Below are 18,225 nucleotides of genomic sequence, written 5' to 3'. Positions count from 1 at the left end.
GAATCGAACTCACGTAATTCCGGGTTGCAGCCGGAAGCATAACCACTCTGCCATCCTGACACTTATGGTTTTTGCACATGTTCACAATTGTGATTATATCTTCACAATCGTGATGCTAGTATAAAAAGCTATCTGTAAAAAAGAAACCACAAATTAGAGAATGGAGGGAAGTATTTTGTTGAAATAACTTTTCGCGAAAAGAGCGTCGATAGAGTCAGGAAAGAGGGCTAGTAAGCCCTTACCAGTGTTTTAATTCCCGCTGATCTCAAGCATCCTGTTCAGGGCTTTTCTTGCTTTCACCCTTATGTGTTCCGGAACGCGAATTACATATTCCATGTTTTGCAGACTATTCAGGACAGTTTCGAGGGTGATTTTCTTCATATTGTAGCAAGAAGCTTTCTCGGATGCAGGATAGAATTTCTTATCCGGATATTTCCTTCTCAGGCTTCGAACAATTTCCCTTTCGGTTCCTATTATGAATTCCGTGGAACCTGACCTTTCCACCTCTTTTATAATTCCTGAAGTACTGAAAATCCCGTTTGCATAGCTCAGGACTTCAGGCCTACACTCAGGGTGTGCCAGGAATTCAGCATCTGGATGCAGTTTTTTTAATTCTTCTATGTCCTTATCACTGATGTTCTCGTGAACATGGCAAAATCCAGGCCAGAGATGTATCTTCTTGTCGGTATGAAGAGCTACGAAAACACCCAGGTTTTTATCAGGAACAAAAAGAACCTCCTGGCTTTCAAGTGAATTTACCACGTTTATAGCATTTGCTGAAGTGCAGCAGATATCAGATTCGGCTTTAACTGCCGCCGAACTGTTCACATAGCACACGACTGCAGCATCGGGATGTTTCTCTTTTGCATCCCGCAGAGCCTCCGCAGTTATCATATCCGCCATAGGGCAGCCTGCATCGGGTACAGGTAAGAGCACCACTTTGTCAGGGGAAATTATTGATGCCGATTCTGCCATGAAGTGAACCCCTGCAAAGACTATAATATCGGCTTTTGAATCAACTGCGGCTTTGCAAAGGGAAAGAGAATCCCCGACAAAGTCCGCAACTTCCTGAACTTCACGCCTGGTGTAAAAGTGAGAAAGAATGACAGCATTCCTTTCGGCTTTAAGTTTTTTTATTTCTTCTATAAGTAACTCGTTTTCCATAACAATCTTATTCCCTATATTGCAAGCACATTCCTGTACTGAAGGAACAACCGGAATCAGTCATCCCACGGCTCAAGTCCCTTTTTCCTGAGATAATCGTTAATAGCCGCGTGGATCGCCTCTTCTGCAAGCATTGAACAGTGCATCTTTATTGGAGGAAGTCCGTCAAGAGCCTCGGCAACAGCTTTGTTTGAAAGTTTCCAGGCTTCCTCCAGCGTTTTTCCTTTAATAAGTTCGGTCGCCATACTGCTTGACGCAATCGCAGCTCCGCATCCGAAGGTCTGGAACTTCACATCCACAATCCGGTTATCCTCAACTTTGAGATAAATTTTCATTATGTCTCCACACTTCGCGTTTCCGACCTCTCCTACTCCATCACTGTCTTCAATGATTCCCATGTTTCTCGGATTTGAGAAATGATCCATTACTTTAAGGCTGTAGTCCATTTGCTGTCCTCCAGTGTTATTTCAATTCTATTCTCTCAATTTTTCAACTCTGTTCTCTCAATTTCTGACTGTTCAAAAAAACAATTTAAACATCTTTAAAATGGTCTTCCTTTTTCAATTGCCGACCTGCATTGCTGCTGTTGCCTCTCAAAGAGTCCTGTACTCTTTCGGAGTCAGTGGAGACATATTCCTGAGCTTTTGCACAATCTCAGGTACAACTTCAAGTACCCTGTCCACATCTTCGCTGGTATTCATTCTTCCAAGACTGAGTCTTAGCGAGCCATGAATAATTTCGTGCGGGACTCCGCAGGCTGTAAGTACATGCGAGGGTTCAAGAGAAGAAGAATTACATGCGCTTCCCGTAGATGCATAGATTCCTTTCGCGTTCAACAGCAGCAGGAGCGATTCGCCCTCTATATACTCGAATGTGACATTTACGTTGTTTGCAAGCCTCTGTGTAGGATGCCCGTTAAGATGGGTTTTCGGGATTTTCAAAAGCCCTTCGATAAGGCGATCTCTAAGTTTCAGCAGGGTTCTGTTTGATTCCTCGATTTCAGCCGTTGCAAGCTCTATAGCTTTTCCAAGACCAACAATGCCAGGGACATTTTCGGTTCCTGCCCTACGCTTTCTTTCCTGTGCCCCGCCGTGTAGAAGAGGATCTATTTTCACCCCTTTCCGGATGTAGAGAGCTCCACAACCTTTTGGACCTTCGAACTTATGTCCCGAAAGAGAAAGAAGATCAATATTGAGCTTTTTGACATCTATAGGGACATGACCTATTGCCTGCACCGCATCCGTATGGAAATATATCTGATTCTCTTTAGCGATTTCTCCGATTTCCTTTATAGGCTGGATTGTCCCGATTTCGTTGTTTGCAAACATTATGGAAATAAGGATGGTGTCATCCCGAATTGCTTTTCTGAGTTCGTCAGGAGACACCATTCCGTATTTGTCCACAGGCAGGTAGGTTACCTCAAAGCCCTGCCCTTCCAGCCAGGCGCAGGTATGCAGCACTGCATGGTGTTCAATAGAAGAGGTGATAATGTGTTTTCCTTTGTCCCGGTTTGCAAAGGCTATTCCCTTAATTGCCCAGTTATCGGATTCCGTGCCCCCGGATGTGAAATAAATCTCGTTTTCTTCAGCCCCGAGCGCATCAGCAACCTTTTTCCTTGCCAAGTTTATTGCATGTTTTGAGGTTTTTCCGATCTCATAAATTGAAGAAGGGTTTCCAAAATTCTCGGTCATATAAGGAAGCATCGCTTCGACAACCTCTTTTCTTACAGGAGTTGTAGCCGAGTTGTCCATGTAAACTGCCTTATTTTCAGTGCTCACATTTTCACCTTCACAATTGTGAATAGCCATAACAATTGTGACTATTTAAGTTTTATCATATATGCCGAGAAGAAGGCACTTTAATAAGTTTTAGAACCTTTAATAGGTTTTAAAAGGTTTTCCGAAAGTAATCTGGATACTCTTGAAACAGAGCCATCTGACTGGATTTTTGCTTCCTATATCGCTATCTATGTAATCTTATTATTATTTTTTATAATGATAATAAATATATGTACTTAAGCTATATCTTCTCAATTGTAAACATTAAAAAAGGATGATAAATATGGAAACTCCGTGTCAGAAGATTGTGTGGGATCTGGTTCCCGCAATAAGAGCCAGTCTCGCAATCGAACTTGTAAAGAGAGGACAATCACAGGCAACAGCAGCAAAGCTGCTTGGGATTGCTCCATCGGCAGTTTCCCAGTATATCTCAGGAAAAAGAGGATACAGGATTGAATTTCAGGGCGAGACGAAGGAGTTAATTGAAAAGCTTGCTCAGGATCTGATCGACAATAAGGTTTCTGATTTTGTAGTAAGGATCTGTGAAATCTGCGTAAGTGCCCGTGGGATAGAAAAAAAGTGCAATACCGGCTGCGCCGAAGAGCAAACAGATAATAAAGCAGAAGATAAAGCAGACGATAAAGCAGAAAACCAAACAGATGATAAAGAAGATTCTAAAGAAAATTCAGAGGAATGAAGCCGGTTTTTATCGGTTTCTTCATTGGTTTCTTCACTGCTTTCTTCATCGGTTTCTTTATCGGTTTCTATATCCGGGCACCAGTTCTATCCAGTTTTTAATGTGCTTTTCAATAAGGTAATTTCTCGATAACTATATTTAACATTAAATATATTCACAATTGTGAATTTATTCTGAATCAACCGCTGCCGCAATAACACTGCACTCAAAACTTCGAAGTTTCAGGCAGGATGAAGTATAATGCGTAGACTGTAATGAAGCCTGAAAAAGGTTTGAGTGAAAAAACATACATCACTGGCAGTTTATAATATAACCTTAGGGGAATAAAAACTGCATGGAATCTGGAAGAAATGAGTTGCAGAAGACGGCAGGTAAGGAGACAGTAGAAGTATGGGTCGGATATTTTCTGATATAACCTGGACAATTGGCAATACTCCTCTTGTCAGGCTAAACCGCATAACCAAAGGACTGCATGCGGATGTGCTGGCAAAAGTCGAATCCTTCAATCCCATGGGCAGTGTGAAGGACAGAATAGGGCTGGCAATGATCGAAGAAGCCGAACGTGAAGGGAGAATCAAAGAAGGCACCACTATTATTGAAGCAACCAGCGGCAATACCGGCATCGCACTTGCATGCGTTTGTGCTGCCCGCGGCTACAATCTTATACTGGTTATGCCTGAAACTATGACTGTAGAACGAAGAAAACTGCTTAAAGCTCTGGGAGCGGAACTTGTCCTGACCTCGGGAGCGGAAGGAATGAGGGGGGCAGTCAATAAAGCCGAACAGATGGCTGCCGACGATCCTGCACTTTATTTCATACCCCAGCAATTCCAGAACCCCGCAAACCCTGAGATTCACAGAAGGACAACAGCCGAAGAGATCTGGAGAGATACTGACGGCAAAGCCGATGTTATTGTAGCGGGCGTGGGAACTGGCGGAACTATTACAGGGATTGCCAGTGTTATCAAAAAACGGAAGCCTTCTTTTAAGGCGATTGCAGTCGAGCCTGCCGAATCTCCTGTACTCAGCGGAGGAAGCCCTGGCCCGCACAGGATCCAGGGAATCGGTGCAGGTTTTGTTCCTGATGTTCTCCAGCTTGAGCTGATTGATGAAATTATCAAAGTTACAGGAGATGAAGCCGCTGCCACAGCCCGAAGGCTGGCAAAGGAAGAAGGTATTCTTGCAGGGATATCTTCAGGGGCTGCTACCTGGGCTGCACTTCAGGTCGCATCCAGAGAAGAAATGCGCGGAAAGACGATTGTTGTAATTCTGCCGGATACGGGAGAGCGTTATTTGAGCACTGACCTGTTTGACTGATTTACTGGCAACTGTGAAACTGAAATCTCGGCAAGGGTTTATTCATACGTCGGACAGCTGGCTGACTGATATGAGGACTTACATCGGAAGACTACTAATGAGAATCAGAGAAGATATAGAGACTGTTTTTAAAAAAGACCCGGCAGCAAGGTCTACGCTTGAGGTTATCTGCTGTTATCCGGGCTTGCATGCTATCTGGATACACAGGGTATCCCACTCGCTCTGGAATAGACACTTCTATTTTCTGGCTCGTTTGCTCTCTCACATCTCCAGAATGTTGACAGGTATTGAGATCCATCCCGGAGCAAAGCTTGGAAGGCGAGTTTTTATAGATCATGGGTCCGGGGTAGTCATCGGGGAAACAGCTGAAGTCGGAGATGATGTTCTTATATACATGGGGGTTGTGCTGGGCGGAACAACTCTGGAAAAGAAAAAACGCCACCCTACTATTGAAAATGACGTGGTTATCGGTTCAGGAGCAACCGTGCTCGGACCAATTACTGTTGGCAGAGGCGCAAAAATAGGTGCTGGCTCGGTTGTTATCCGACCAGTCCCTCCCGGAGCTACGGTTGTGGGAGTACCTGCAAGGATTGCGGAGCCGCGTCCATCCCCTTCAGCAGGGCAGCTGGATCATGATAAGCTTCCTGATCCTGGACTTATTGTTATAGGACAGATACTCGACCGGTTGAGCAGATTAGAAGACCAGTTCAAAGCACATGAGAAGTCAATCTCCAGAGAGGAGAAAACTACACAGGAAGCAGCACTTAAGGACGAGCAAATCTATTCCCTACTAAAAGAAGTGATTGACCCTGGAGTAGGCATGGATATCGTAAAACTGGGACTGGTCAAGGAAGTTATCGTAGATGGTCCAAATGTAGATGTAAACCTTGTATTGACGACTAGCTCCTGCCCCATGATCGAGTACTTTAAGGAACAGATCCGGCGAAAAGTCCTGAGCGCTGAAGGGATAGAAAAAGTTAACGTTAATATCCTCGACGAGCCCTGGAGCTGGGATAAATTCAAAAAACAGGCAGCACGTTAAGATAAACCTTTATTTTTCTGGCAGGTCAGTTAAAAGCTCAGAATGATTATCAAGGCTGTTTTCAGGAAAGTGCCAGTTTGGAGTAAACAACTGAGCATTCAGGTTATATTCTTTCTCAATTGTTAATTTCTTAATTGTTAAGTTATTCTGAGATGTTAAAGTCTAACTTTCTGAATGTATAACATAATATTTCATATGCGTATCAGAGCTACATTAAGTGCTTTTTTTCTGAATGTATAACATGATAGTTTCATATTCTTATCAGAGTTACGTTAAGTGCTTTTAAAGAACACTCTTCAATTGAAGGAAAGGTATTAATACATCTGAATACTTATTCATAAGCACATTTGAGCAGATGTTCATATATAATAGTATTTAAAAGTAGCCATATTGGAGAGTTAGCGTGGTCGAATTAGAAGACAGGTGTGAAATCAATTGTATACACGATGAAGCAGTAAAAGCAGTAAGAGAGGCTCTATTTAGCGAAGATATAGCTGTTTCGCTGGCAGAACTGTTCAAGGCTCTGGGAGATCCTACAAGAGTGAAAATATTGTTTTCCTTAATGACCAGAGAACTTTGTGTTTGCGACCTTGCAGCTGTTATTGGTATTTCTGAATCAGCAGTATCTCATCAGCTTAAAACCCTCAGGACTCTACGCCTTGTTAAGTTTCGGCGAGAAGGTAAAATCATGTTTTATTCCCTGGCTGATGATCATATTGAGAAATTATTCGCTCAAGGGCTGGAGCATGTTACTGAATAAAAGCTAAAAACGGAGAATAAGTTGTGATCCAGGAGGCACAAATAACGGAATCGATTATATCGTCCAGATTTCTTGTTACAGGCTTGGATTGTGCGGATTGTGCAGCCAGAGTAGAAAAAGCCGTTAAACGTATACCAGGTGTTACTAACGCTACAATCACTTTCCCTGCTGGTAGACTTAACGTAGACTATGACCCTCAACAAACCGGCATTACTCAGGTAATAGATAAAATTAAGAAATTAGGTTATGAAGCACGAGAAGAGGAGAAAAAATTAGAAAATACTTCAGAAGTTTTTCAAACCACTGACTTTTGCATCACAGGAATGGATTGTGCCGATTGTGCAGCTAAGTTAGAAAAACGCATATCGAAGATTCCTGGAGTCAAAAAGACGCAGGTAAATTTCGGCTCCTCCAAAATGACGGTAACTCATAGCGGATCAGTGACAGAAATTCTGTCAACAATTGAAAAATTGGGTTATTCGGGAAAAGTAGATACTGGATTGAAGACAAAAAAAGCGCCAGTCAGTTTTTGGAAAACGAACCAGTACGCTAAGCCCACAATCATTTCCTTCATCATGTTCATTTTGGGATTTACTGCTGGAAAGCTTGGAGCACCTGAACTAGCAGTTAATGGGCTATTTCTGACCGGAATTCTTCTTGGGGGTTTTCTACCAGCCAAGAATGGCATTTCTGTCCTTATTAACGCATGGGAATTTGACATGAATCTCCTCATGACCATAGCAGTCATCGGTGCATCCTTTATCGGCTCGTTTGAAGAGGCTGCAGCTGTTATATTTTTATTCTCTTTTGGAAATGCTTTGCAGAGCTATACTCTCGATAAAACAAGGAATTCTATTCAGGCTTTAATGGAAATTACCCCAGATGAAGCATTAGTCAGGCGAGGGCAGACCGAAATAAGGTTACCAGTAGAGGAAATTAAAACAGGCGACCATATAATTGTCCGCCCCGGAGAAAGAATTGCCATGGATGGCAAAGTATCTGCTGGTTACTCTACTGTAAATGAATCTTCGATCACAGGAGAATCTATTCCTGTAGAGAAGCAGCCTGGGGACGAGGTATATGCTGGAACCATAAATGGGCGCGGTTCGCTTGAAGTTGAGGTCACCAAGCTTGCCAGGGATAATACAATATCCAGAATTATTAACATGGTAGAGGAAGCTCAGGGACAGCGTGCACCATCTCAGCAATTTATCGATAGGTTTGCGAAATATTATACTCCTGCTGTTATAATCCTGGCTGCTCTAGTTGCTACAGTACCTCCACTGACTTTTGAACAGCCATTTGAAAAATGGTTTTACGAAGCCATGGCTTTACTACTGGTAGCGTGTCCCTGTGCTCTGGTGATATCTACACCTGTATCCATTGTATCCGCAATCGGTAATGCGGCGAAGAATGGCGTACTTATTAAAGGTGGCATGTATCTGGAAGAAGCCGGGAATTTATCAGTAATTGCCTTTGATAAAACAGGCACTCTTACTGAAGGAAAGCCTCAGGTGACGGATATTATCCCAATAAATGGGCTGTCCGATAAAGAATTTCTGGCAATAGCATCCGCGATTGAAAGTAGATCAGAACATCCTCTTGCCGAGGCAATTGTAAAATATTCAAAAGAACAGGGGGCTGAGATATCCAGCGTATTAGCCAGTATATCAACATTTGAGGCAATTCCCGGAAAAGGGGCTAAAGCAACAGTTAATGGTAAGACGTATCAAATCGGGAATTCCAGATTATTTACTGAACAAGCAATCGATATAGAAGCTGTAGAAAATGAGGTTTCTCGTCTCCAGAATGAAGGAAAAACTGTAATGATGCTGGGAGACGATAAACGCATTTTGGGGCTCATAGCTGTTGCAGATACCCTGCGAGAAAATTCAGGGCAGGCTGTCAGTAAGCTGAAAAAAGCCGGTATTAAAAAGGTCATTATGCTTACAGGAGACAATGAAAGCACTGCTCGTGCTATCGCTACAAAATCAGGAGTCGACGATTTCCGGGCAGACCTGTTGCCTGAAGACAAGGTAGATGCGATTAAGGATCTACTTGCCGAACATGGAAAGGTGGCTATGGTGGGAGATGGTGTCAATGATGCCCCTGCTATGGCAATATCTACAGTCGGTATTGCAATGGGAGCTGCAGGAACGGATACTGCACTGGAAACTGCAGATATCGCCTTGATGGCAGATGACCTTACAAAACTAACCGATACAGTTAGATTGAGCAGGAAAACCCTGGGCATCATCAAACAAAATATCATTTTTGCCCTGGTAATAAAAGGATTAATTCTTCTGCTTGTCATTCCAGGATGGCTAACTATGTGGCTGGCTGTAATAGGGGATATGGGCAGCTCACTTTTGGTTACCCTGAATGCAATGAGATTATTGAGGGTGAAACACGAAGATTAGACCTGAATCTACCAACTTAAGAAAAAAGGAGTAATAGAGATGGAAACCTTAAAGGTTCTAGGTGTGGATTGCAGCAACTGTGCAGCGAATGTGCGTAAAGCCCTGGAGGGTGTTAATGGTATAGAAAAACTTGACATAAGGCTTTCAGAAAAAGCCGCTGTGATAACCTTTGATCCAGACAAGGTCAGTAAACAGGAAATTACTGAGAAAGTAGAAGATTTCGGCTATGACATAGAGGATAAATAATATAAAATTGGTATTTTAACATACCCATTTTTACCCTCCAACTGATTAAAAAAATTGGATTTGTTTTTATTAGTATCTTCCTATATTAGTACCATTTTCAGAAGAACCTGCTGGGGAATATCCTGCACCAATGCAGGGAGACTCTGGTCTCAGACGATAATCATGTTTATTCCGGTTTACAAAGAGGGGGGCTTCATAGATGTCTGTAGTTGAACTTGCGTTTTTATAATTTCCTCCCAAATTGTTGTATAAACAGTTATTCTCCAGCACAATTGTATGCGTCTCAGGGAGATAATTAATTATTGCATATCCTGTTCCATCAGGATCCTTCGTGCGCTTCTGGGTGGCAAGGATTATGTTATTGCGGACAATGGTTTTATATCCTGTTCCCTTAGGTGAAAGATCAACTGAATGGTCTACATCTGCGGTGGTAGGATACATGTTAATAATAGCTCCATGATATACCCCGTCAAATACGTTATTTTCAATAAGCGTATCATAAAACCCGCTTGTCACTATCCCTCCTACCCAATTAATGTTGGGATTCGTACCGGTATTGTAGAAGGTATTGTGGTGTATGTGGACATTCTGTGCCTCTTCCCTAGGATAAGAGTTCCCATAGCCTATCAGCCATAACCCGGGACCGTACGTATCATGGATAGTATTATTATAAATCTCTACATCATTAACGATACCTGTCGTTTTTTCAATCAGAATTCCAGCTCCACCTGCACTCCAGTGGAAGAAAGAATCAATCACATTGTCATAGAATTTTACATGGTTAGAGTTCATTGCTCTAAGCCCGCCATTCGTCCTGCAGGTTATTCTGTTATTCCACGCTTTTATATTCTCACTATCGATGGCAAAAAGCCCGTCATGTCCTAATTTATACACCTTGTTATTGTAAAATATAATATTGGAACTTCTCTCCACTTTTAACCCATCTCCATGCCCATCATGCATATACATGCCGTGCACATCTATATTCTTAGAATCATAGAAATGGATCATATTGTAATATCCTTGCCCTCTCTTTTTGTCTAGATTATTGTCATGGTTTCCGTCAATCTCGAATCCTTTTATAGTGACTCTATTGACTCCGGAGCGGTCCATCTGTGTTATCATGGGCTTGCCCACTGTCCAGTCTGCATTGTCCTCGAGTTTAATTACAGCTGTACGGTCTCCCTGAAGGACTGTATTGCTCCCAATTAAAATACTGTCAGAGATAACGTAAGTAGTATTACCTTTCAAATGAACAGTTGAATACTCGGGATTTTCTGCAACATATGCAAGAGCTCTATTTATCTCTACCTGATCATCACTCCCATCACATGTGAAGTTTCCACTTTCATCAGCAGCTACATACACAATTTTATTTCCCGGTTTTGGAAAAAAGCTGGGTTCTATAGTATGAAAAATAAGTATTCCCAATGCAATCGAGAAAAAGAGGATTACAACGGAAATTCCTATTTTTTTCCTGTTTTGCTGTATGTATCTCAGATGTTTTTCATTCATTTTTATCCCTTATTTAATTATAAACTTCTAATATGAGAGAAGTCAGGATGCAAGTTCTTAATAAATACGAGAAATCGAGCATTGTTTTATATTTTGAGAAAATGTAAAGGAGTCACTGTGCTCACGGTTCTCAATAATTTATCCCGACAACCAGATAATAGCTAACTTAACAAACTATGTATAATGTTAATAACTTTATTAGTTTCTATTGCTGCAGTCATAAAACTTTTAGTATTCGTAGTTCACATATGTGATGAGTTTTTGATATATGGATAACCTTGTATTTATAGCGAACTCAATAATCGTTTTTCATTTCAATTTAAATAAAATACAGAAAATTTAATAACAACATGAGTGGATGTATTGTCCATGGGAGATAGGGAAAAAAACGTGGGGTTTGCTGCAGCTTTGAACATACTCTTCACAGTTATAGAATTTATTGGAGGAGTCTTAACAAACAGCCTGGCATTGATGGCTGACGCGTTGCACGATTTTGCTGACAGTTTTGCATTGATAATAGCCTGGTTAGCAGAGAAGAAAGCAAAAAAGCCCGCAACAGGTAAAATGACATTTGGATATCGAAGGTTATCCCTTTTATCTGCGGTATTTACTACTATTGTGCTTATAGCCGGGTCATTATTAATACTGTCCCGGGCTATACCGCGTCTGATCAATCCTGAACCCGTAAATGCCGAAGGAATGCTTTTAATTGCAATCATTGGGGTCATGATAAATGGGCTGGGATTTGTTCGCTTGAAGAAAGGGATGAGCCAGAGTGAGAAAATTCTGTCATGGCATCTTCTAGAAGACATTCTGGGATGGGTAGCCCTGCTCATTGGAGCAATAATTATAAATTTCTGGAATGAGCCTGTTATTGATCCCATAATGACAATAGGATTCACGATTTTTGTATTATGGGGAGTTCTCAGAAATGCAAAGGAAACATTTAACCTTCTTCTAGAGGGTGTTCCGGCATATATTGACATTGATGAGGTCAAAAATTCCATCGTATCGATAGAAGGAGTGAAAAGGGTTCATGATGTCCATATATGGTCTCTGGAAGGAGAGACGGATTTTCTAACAGCGCATATAGTTGTTGAGAACAAATACCTGCAAGAACCAGATACTATAAAGCAGTCTATTAAAAGCAAATTAAAGGAGTTTCATATCGTACACTCAACACTTGAACTGGAAGGCGAAGGAGTTTGTTCTGAAACAGTATGTTTTTTAAGCAGATAATGAGCCGATTATATACTCCAAACTTGCTCCTTATTTGATCAGTACTTTCTTTATAGATTATCCGATATTTGCCTTTTTATTCTCCGGATTGTATCAATGAAATATTCAGTTTCCTTTTTTACATCGTCACTGCACACGACTGCAGAAATCGCTACCAGGCTGTCAGCTCCGTTTTGAACGACGCTCTCGCAATTTCCTCTATTTATTCCGCCAATAGCGACTACAGGAATTCTTATTGCAGCTTTAACTTCCCTTAATTTAAGCAGACCGATCCCCTCTCCAGCATCTTTTTTTGTGGCTGTATCAAAGATAGGACCAAGACCCACGTAGTCAGCTCCGGCTTTTTCCGCCAGGATTGCTTCTTCCCTGTCATGCACACTGAGCCCGATGATTTTATCCTCTCCAAGAAGTCTCCTTGCCGTCTCAAGAGGCATGTCGTCCTGACCGATATGTACACCATCCGCATCAACCGCTAAAGCAATATCTATCCTGTCATTTACCAGAAATATAGCCTTACCGCTGCATATCTTCTTGATTTCGGAGGCTTCTTCGATCATCACTTTAGTACTTTTATCCTTTTCCCTGTACTGAACAATCTTGCATCCTGACTCCACGGCTTCTTTGACATCAGATAAAGTCCCTTTCTTCGAGAGCCTGGAATCCGTTACAAGGTAGAAATCAATTTCTTTTAAAAGGGAATTTTTTCGGCTGAAATTTTTCTGGCTCATATGCTTAAACCCGCTCATTCATGCACATTTTTCAAAATTGCCGTTTTTTATTTTTGAGCTTGCTTTTCTTCAAAATTCATCATATTTCTCGCTTTTTCATCCGAGAGGTTGAACACCTCGTCATACAGGTTAACCTTGAAGCTTCCAGGCCCACTTGATTTCACGGCTGCAAGTTCTCCTGCAATTCCAAAATAACACAGAGCGTCTCTTGAGGCTTCACAGTAATCCGGATTAATGGCAGCAAAAGCGCCTATCACCGATGCAACCATACACCCGGTTCCTACTATAGAACCCATCAGTTCGTGCCCGTTCCTTACAACAAATACCCTCTCTCCATCACTAATAATATCTTCTTTTCCTGTCATCACGACAACTGCGGAGCTTGATTTTGCAAACTCTTTTGCAATTTTTTCGGGATCTGCACTGATTGTAGTTGCTTCAACTCCTTTTGTTTCAGCATTTTCGCCTGCCAGTTTTGCAATTTCTGAGTAATTGCCTTTGATAATATCTACATGGACCGAGTTAAGAATTTTTGCAGCCATCTCGTCCCTGAATTTCGTAGCCCCAACCCCTACGGCATCAAGCACAACAGGAATTTTCTTTTCGTTTGCAGTAGCAGCCGAAAGTAACATGGAGTCGATGATTTCGGAGGTGAGGGTTCCAATGTTTAGCACAAGAGCCGAGGAAATTCCTGTCATCTCAGCACATTCTTCAGGAGCATGCGCCATTACAGGCAGCGCGCCAAAAGCCCTTGTCATGTTTGCGCTGTCGTAAATCGTTACCCAGTTCGTTATATGATGTATAAGGGGTTTTCTTTCTCTTATCGTTTTTAACGGGTTATTCATTAAGATTCCTCAATAGACGTTTTAGCACATATCCGTTGCTGCCAGTTGCATCAGGAAATCGAAATCAGTATCGTAATCAGGTTAAGCTCAGGCAGAATCTTTAATCCTGGTTCTTTCTATGCCTGTATAGATATTCATCTTCTGGCTCCGAACAAAACCGAGAATAGTAAGACCTGATTGTTCCCCAAGCCTGACGGCAAGCGGGTTGATTACACCTCTTGAGGCAATAATAGGAATATTGGCTATAAGACATTTTCTTATCATTTCCGAAGAGAGCCTTCCAGAGAGGCTACAATTGTCCTGGAAAAAATCCACATTGTGCTTCAACCCGTAACCTGTTTCCTTATCAAGAGCATTATGCCTGCCTATATCTCTATTACGCAAAATTCCTTCACATTCCAGGCTATCTTTTACACGGTGCTTGCAATCTCTTCCACGGTCTCAATAAGCAGGTCTATTTCTTCCAGGGTATTATACAGGTAAAGGCTTGCCCTGACTGTGCCGTTTTCAAGCCCAAGATGCTTCATTAGCGGAATACAGCAGTGATCTCCTGAACGGACGAGAATTGCGGTTCTTTCATCAAGCAGATAAGCGATTTCATGCGGATGGATTTTATCTATGGTAAAGGAAACAACCCCTATCCTGTTTTTCACATCCTCTGGTCCATAGACAGTGACATTTTCGATCTCGGCAAGCCCTGAAAGCAGGCGGTCAGTAAGTCTCTGCTCGTGTCTTAACACCGAACCCATTCCAAGGCTTTCGAGATATTTTACAGCCTGTGCAAGCCCTATTGCGCCTGAAATATTTGGAGTGCCTCCTTCAAACCGCCGGTAACCGCTTGTTAAGGTGCACCCTTCGGTTGTGACGTCCTCGACTGTGCCTCCGCCCAGTATGAGAGGAGAAATAATCTCATCCCGCATCCACAGAATGCCAGTGCCTGTAGGTCCCAGCATCTTATGCCCGGAAAAGCAGAGAAAATCACATCCAATGTGCCGGACATCTACAGGAAAATGGGGAACGGATTGTGCCCCGTCAACAAGAAAGTAGGCTCCCTGAGCTTTGCAGATGTCAGCAATTTCCCTCACAGGCTGCACTGTACCGAGTACGTTTGAGGCATGGCTGACAGCAACCAGTTTTGTTCCAGCAGTAATTGCCTCCTTAAATGTTTCGAGATCAAAAACCCCGACTTCACCAGGCTGGATAACAACTACCTCAACGCCTTTCTGGCGTAACCGAAGCCAGGGAAGCAAATTGGAGTGGTGCTCTACAACAGTTGTAACTATACGGTCTCCGGGCTTCCAATCAAAGCCGGCAGCAACCATATTGATAGCTTCGGTGGCGTTCCTGGTAAAGACAGTCGTGCCTCCTTTCCCGCCAATGAAACTGCCGACCTTATCGTGTGCGTCCTGATACCTCTGGGTTGCAACCCTTGCAAGTCTGTGCATTCCCCTGCCAACGCTAGCTCGGTATTGCCGGTCATATTCGTTCATTGCAGCTATTACAGGCTCAGGAATAAGGCTGGTTGCCGCACTATCCATATAATGGAGGTATTCCGGAATCTGGAAATCACCCAGACAATCTTCAATTCCCATAAAACTTTGCCCCTCCCGCTTTTATATTCCGATTAAAAAAGGTATTATGCTGTAACCTAGAAAGAGTTTACATTTATTTTCTGCTGCATAAATAATGTCCTTCACAAGACAGCAGGCGTATAAAGCGTATACATAGCTCCTGTTATGGAGTTCCCTCTTCAACACTGACCAAAAAGAATAAAACAGTTTAGTTCTGTAGATTTATAGGAAGTTTATTACCTACAGGCAGGCTGAAAAGCATTAGACTAAAAAATATTACTTAAAACCATAGAATAATATAATTTACTTGATAAAAATAAAAAAGAGGGAAACTTAATGGCAAGGGTTATGATTGTAGACGACGCCGAATTTATGCGAATGGCAATCCGGAATACTCTTTTTAAGCACGGGCACGAGGTTGTTGCTGAGGTGGCTGATGGGGATGAAGCCATTCAAAAGTATCTGGAGTTAAAGCCTGATCTCGTACTGATGGATATAATGGTGCCGGATAATATGCCAGACAGTATGAACTGGAAAAAGCTGCTGGACATGATCCTTGCTATAGACCAGGACGCAAAAATGGCAATGTTTTCCTCTCTTGGTCAGCAGGTCTTGATAACGGAGTCCATGAAGATAGGCGCTATGGGGTTTGTAGTAAAACCTTTTGACTCGGATGGGATGATGGATATACTTAGAAAAATTGCCGAGCCAAACTAGGAAATCAAATTCTCGTTTTTCGGTTTTTTACCTTCTAATAAATCCTTAAAAGCCGCTTGCATAAGTTTCTTGTTATCTTCCCGCTGTTTTCTGAGTTTTGCTTCGAGTTCATCACATAAACCCATGAGCTGGAGAGGATTTTACATCTCTCTTTCCAGTTCCTGATAAATGCTGCTGAACTGCTCCAGCGCAGATTCAAGATTTTCAACTGTCTCTACTGCTCGACCAGCCCAATAATCATTATCACTAATATAGCCATTAAACCAATGAACTAAGATATATCATTTCTTACCAAGACTTATACCAATGAAATAACATTACATCTTAAAAATAATATATGCCATGAATGCGTTGTATAACTTGCGTTCTCATCTATTGAAGCAAACCTCCACAAGCAACACCTACTCCACAAAGATCTGCGGCATACAGGCAAAAGGATTGAAAACTTAAACTAAGTCCTGAATTCTATTCCGAACCTCTTCTCAGACTCTGAAACTGGGCATTTTGAATCTTTTCAGCGATCCAAACTTGAGATGAGAACGCAACCTCCTTTAAAATAAGATCTTCTCTTTCCTCTGTGCAGCTTTTCCCTAATTTTTATAATTTTTATTTATTTTCCTGTCTCTGTTTTTGTTCCTCCCCCCTTTGACCATTTTTATAATGCCTTCGGCTGCTATAATGCCTGTAGCAGCTGCATTGACAATGTCCCTTGAGAGCCCAGCTCCGTCTCCGGCTGCAAAGAGATTCTTGACGCTGGTTTCCATCTGCCTGTTGACATTCAGGTGCATTGCGTAAAATTTGACCTCAGGGGCGTAGAGCAGAGTCGAGTCCGAGGTGACGCCGGGAATTATCTCGTTTAAGGTTTCAAGCCCTTCGATTATGTCCATAACTATCCTGTGAGGAAGAGCCATTGAGATATCTCCAGGGGTTACGTCTTTGAGCGTATTTACAACAAGGTTTCTTGCAAGGCGTTCTTTTGTTGTTCGTCGGCCTCTTCTAAGGTCTCCCATGCGTTGCAGGACTGGTTTTCCTCCCCCTATCGTGGTTGCGAGTTTTGCGATTGAACGGGCGTACTTTGTTGTATTCTCAATGGGTTCGGTGAGCTCAATTCGGACAAGGAAAGCGAAATTGGTATTTTCGGATTGGGTATTTGCCAAGGAATGACCGTTAGTTGCGATAAAGCCTTCATACTCCTCCTTTACAACAAATCCTCGCATGTTTGTGCAGAAAGTCCGGACAAAATCATCATAACGGCGGCTCTGGATATGGAATTTGGGGTCGCGATTAATTTTCGTTACAGGGTCCATTACAATTGCAGGGACTTCTACCCTTACCCCTATGTCAATTCCGCCATAACTGGCTTCGATCCCATGTTTCTCAATCATGTTCGAGACCCAGTTGCAGCCCCGTCTTCCAGGTGACAGGAGCACGTAGCTGGCTCGCATCTCCTGTCCATCAGACAGTATAACTCCTTTGCAGGTTCCGTCCTCGATAAGCAGATCCTTTACCTCGGTCTCAAGCAGGAAGTCCACTCCTCTATTAACAAGGTACTGTTTAAAGCGTGCTATCACTGTAGGGGCATTATCCGAACCTATATGCCGCTGTTTTATTTCTATAAAACGTGCTCCTACCGAGGCAGCCCTGCGTTTAAGCTCCTCTACTTCCGGGGTTTCGGTCAACAGAGCTTCCTGTGGCGCCCCAAACTTCAAAAAAACCTTATCCACCTTTTCCACAAGCTGCCAGGCTTCAGTCTGATCTCCTGTCAGGGCTGCCAGATCCCCACCGACATCAGGCCGCAGGTTTAAGGTCCCATCCGAAAAAGTCCCGCAGCCCCCTACTCCGCACATGATATCGCAGGGTGTGCAATGCATGCAGTATGTCTGAGTTTTCATTGGGCACATGCGTTCATCTATATCCCTGCCCATATCCACGATAAGAGTTTTTAAAGACTTGAACTCTGCAAGCTCATAAGCTGCAAACATTCCGGCAGGTCCTGCCCCTACAATTATCACATCATAGTCCGAATTTCTCTCCCTTTTCCCTGAATATTTGCCTTCATTATCCATGCGTAGCACCTTTTCAATTTTTTAAGCATTCAAATATCTGAAATTCCCAATCTCAGCATAGAGAACTCCTGAAAACAGTAATAATTTTAAACCGAAAGCTTTTCAAAGTCCCCTCTGTAA

General features: G+C 42.4%; 17 protein-coding genes. 8 read left to right on the top strand and 9 right to left on the bottom strand.

Annotated elements, in window-relative coordinates; all coding sequences use genetic code 11:
• Positions 1–249: 249 nt before the first annotated feature.
• The 3 genes from nadA to nifS form a co-directional block, all read right to left on the bottom strand.
• Positions 250–1,164, bottom strand: a complete 915-nt coding sequence (gene nadA / locus MSTHT_RS01865; RefSeq protein WP_048166324.1) for a quinolinate synthase NadA — start codon at positions 1,162–1,164, stop codon at positions 250–252.
• 56 nt (positions 1,165–1,220) lie between these two features.
• Positions 1,221–1,610 carry a Fe-S cluster assembly scaffold protein NifU gene (gene nifU, locus MSTHT_RS01860; RefSeq protein ID WP_048166323.1) on the bottom strand — a complete coding sequence of 130 codons (390 nt, stop codon included), beginning with the start codon at positions 1,608–1,610 and terminating at the stop codon, positions 1,221–1,223.
• Between the two features lie 147 nt (positions 1,611–1,757).
• Complete coding sequence (gene nifS / locus MSTHT_RS01855; protein ID WP_048166322.1) at positions 1,758–2,972, bottom strand: cysteine desulfurase NifS; 1,215 nt, start codon at positions 2,970–2,972, stop codon at positions 1,758–1,760.
• Between the two features lie 253 nt (positions 2,973–3,225).
• Between nifS and MSTHT_RS01850 the strand changes: the two genes are divergently transcribed.
• From MSTHT_RS01850 to MSTHT_RS01825, 6 genes are all read left to right on the top strand, one after another.
• Positions 3,226–3,639, top strand: coding sequence for a transcriptional regulator (locus MSTHT_RS01850; RefSeq protein WP_048166321.1), 414 nt, complete (start codon positions 3,226–3,228; stop codon positions 3,637–3,639).
• Positions 3,640–4,029: 390 nt separating this feature from the next.
• Positions 4,030–4,956, top strand: a complete 927-nt coding sequence (cysK, locus tag MSTHT_RS01845; RefSeq protein WP_048166320.1) for a cysteine synthase A — start codon at positions 4,030–4,032, stop codon at positions 4,954–4,956.
• Between the two features lie 97 nt (positions 4,957–5,053).
• The gene (cysE, locus tag MSTHT_RS01840; protein WP_048166319.1) at positions 5,054–5,998 is read left to right on the top strand and encodes a serine O-acetyltransferase; all 945 of its coding nucleotides are present in this window, start codon (positions 5,054–5,056) and stop codon (positions 5,996–5,998) included.
• A 403-nt stretch (positions 5,999–6,401) separates the two neighbouring features.
• Complete coding sequence (locus MSTHT_RS01835) at positions 6,402–6,758, top strand: ArsR/SmtB family transcription factor (protein ID WP_048166318.1); 357 nt, start codon at positions 6,402–6,404, stop codon at positions 6,756–6,758.
• Between the two features lie 23 nt (positions 6,759–6,781).
• Positions 6,782–9,178: a heavy metal translocating P-type ATPase gene (locus MSTHT_RS01830; RefSeq protein ID WP_197071757.1), complete on the top strand. Its 2,397-nt coding sequence runs from the start codon at positions 6,782–6,784 to the stop codon at positions 9,176–9,178.
• A gap of 39 nt (positions 9,179–9,217) precedes the next feature.
• Positions 9,218–9,424 carry a heavy-metal-associated domain-containing protein gene (locus tag MSTHT_RS01825; protein ID WP_052721797.1) on the top strand — a complete coding sequence of 69 codons (207 nt, stop codon included), beginning with the start codon at positions 9,218–9,220 and terminating at the stop codon, positions 9,422–9,424.
• A 69-nt stretch (positions 9,425–9,493) separates the two neighbouring features.
• Here the strand turns inward: MSTHT_RS01825 and MSTHT_RS01820 are convergent, their stop codons facing one another.
• Positions 9,494–10,939: a right-handed parallel beta-helix repeat-containing protein gene (locus MSTHT_RS01820; protein WP_048166316.1), complete on the bottom strand. Its 1,446-nt coding sequence runs from the start codon at positions 10,937–10,939 to the stop codon at positions 9,494–9,496.
• 369 nt (positions 10,940–11,308) lie between these two features.
• Between MSTHT_RS01820 and MSTHT_RS01815 the strand changes: the two genes are divergently transcribed.
• Positions 11,309–12,178: a cation diffusion facilitator family transporter gene (locus MSTHT_RS01815; protein WP_048166315.1), complete on the top strand. Its 870-nt coding sequence runs from the start codon at positions 11,309–11,311 to the stop codon at positions 12,176–12,178.
• Between the two features lie 50 nt (positions 12,179–12,228).
• On the opposite strand, the gene thiE is transcribed toward MSTHT_RS01815, so the two are convergent.
• From thiE to MSTHT_RS01795, 4 genes are all read right to left on the bottom strand, one after another.
• Positions 12,229–12,906: a thiamine phosphate synthase gene (thiE, locus tag MSTHT_RS01810; RefSeq protein ID WP_048166314.1), complete on the bottom strand. Its 678-nt coding sequence runs from the start codon at positions 12,904–12,906 to the stop codon at positions 12,229–12,231.
• Positions 12,907–12,953: 47 nt separating this feature from the next.
• Positions 12,954–13,751: a hydroxyethylthiazole kinase gene (gene thiM, locus MSTHT_RS01805; protein ID WP_048166313.1), complete on the bottom strand. Its 798-nt coding sequence runs from the start codon at positions 13,749–13,751 to the stop codon at positions 12,954–12,956.
• Between the two features lie 87 nt (positions 13,752–13,838).
• Positions 13,839–14,135 carry a formate dehydrogenase accessory sulfurtransferase FdhD gene (locus MSTHT_RS01800; RefSeq protein WP_052721796.1) on the bottom strand — a complete coding sequence of 99 codons (297 nt, stop codon included), beginning with the start codon at positions 14,133–14,135 and terminating at the stop codon, positions 13,839–13,841.
• 26 nt (positions 14,136–14,161) lie between these two features.
• Complete coding sequence (locus MSTHT_RS01795; protein WP_048166312.1) at positions 14,162–15,343, bottom strand: aminotransferase class V-fold PLP-dependent enzyme; 1,182 nt, start codon at positions 15,341–15,343, stop codon at positions 14,162–14,164.
• Positions 15,344–15,658: 315 nt separating this feature from the next.
• On the opposite strand from MSTHT_RS01795, the gene MSTHT_RS01790 reads away from it, so the two are divergent.
• Positions 15,659–16,039 (top strand): response regulator, encoded by a 381-nt coding sequence (locus tag MSTHT_RS01790; protein ID WP_048166311.1) that lies wholly within the window; start codon positions 15,659–15,661, stop codon positions 16,037–16,039.
• A gap of 590 nt (positions 16,040–16,629) precedes the next feature.
• On the opposite strand, the gene MSTHT_RS01785 is transcribed toward MSTHT_RS01790, so the two are convergent.
• Entirely contained in the window at positions 16,630–18,105 is a 1,476-nt protein-coding gene (locus tag MSTHT_RS01785; protein WP_048166310.1) for an NAD(P)/FAD-dependent oxidoreductase, read from the bottom strand.
• Positions 18,106–18,225 lie beyond the last annotated feature (120 nt).

It is taken from the genome of Methanosarcina thermophila TM-1 (genome assembly GCF_000969885.1).
Lineage (GTDB): Archaea > Halobacteriota > Methanosarcinia > Methanosarcinales > Methanosarcinaceae > Methanosarcina > Methanosarcina thermophila.
Note: the sequence above shows the minus strand (reverse complement) of the source record. Positions and strands in the feature narration are given on the sequence as shown.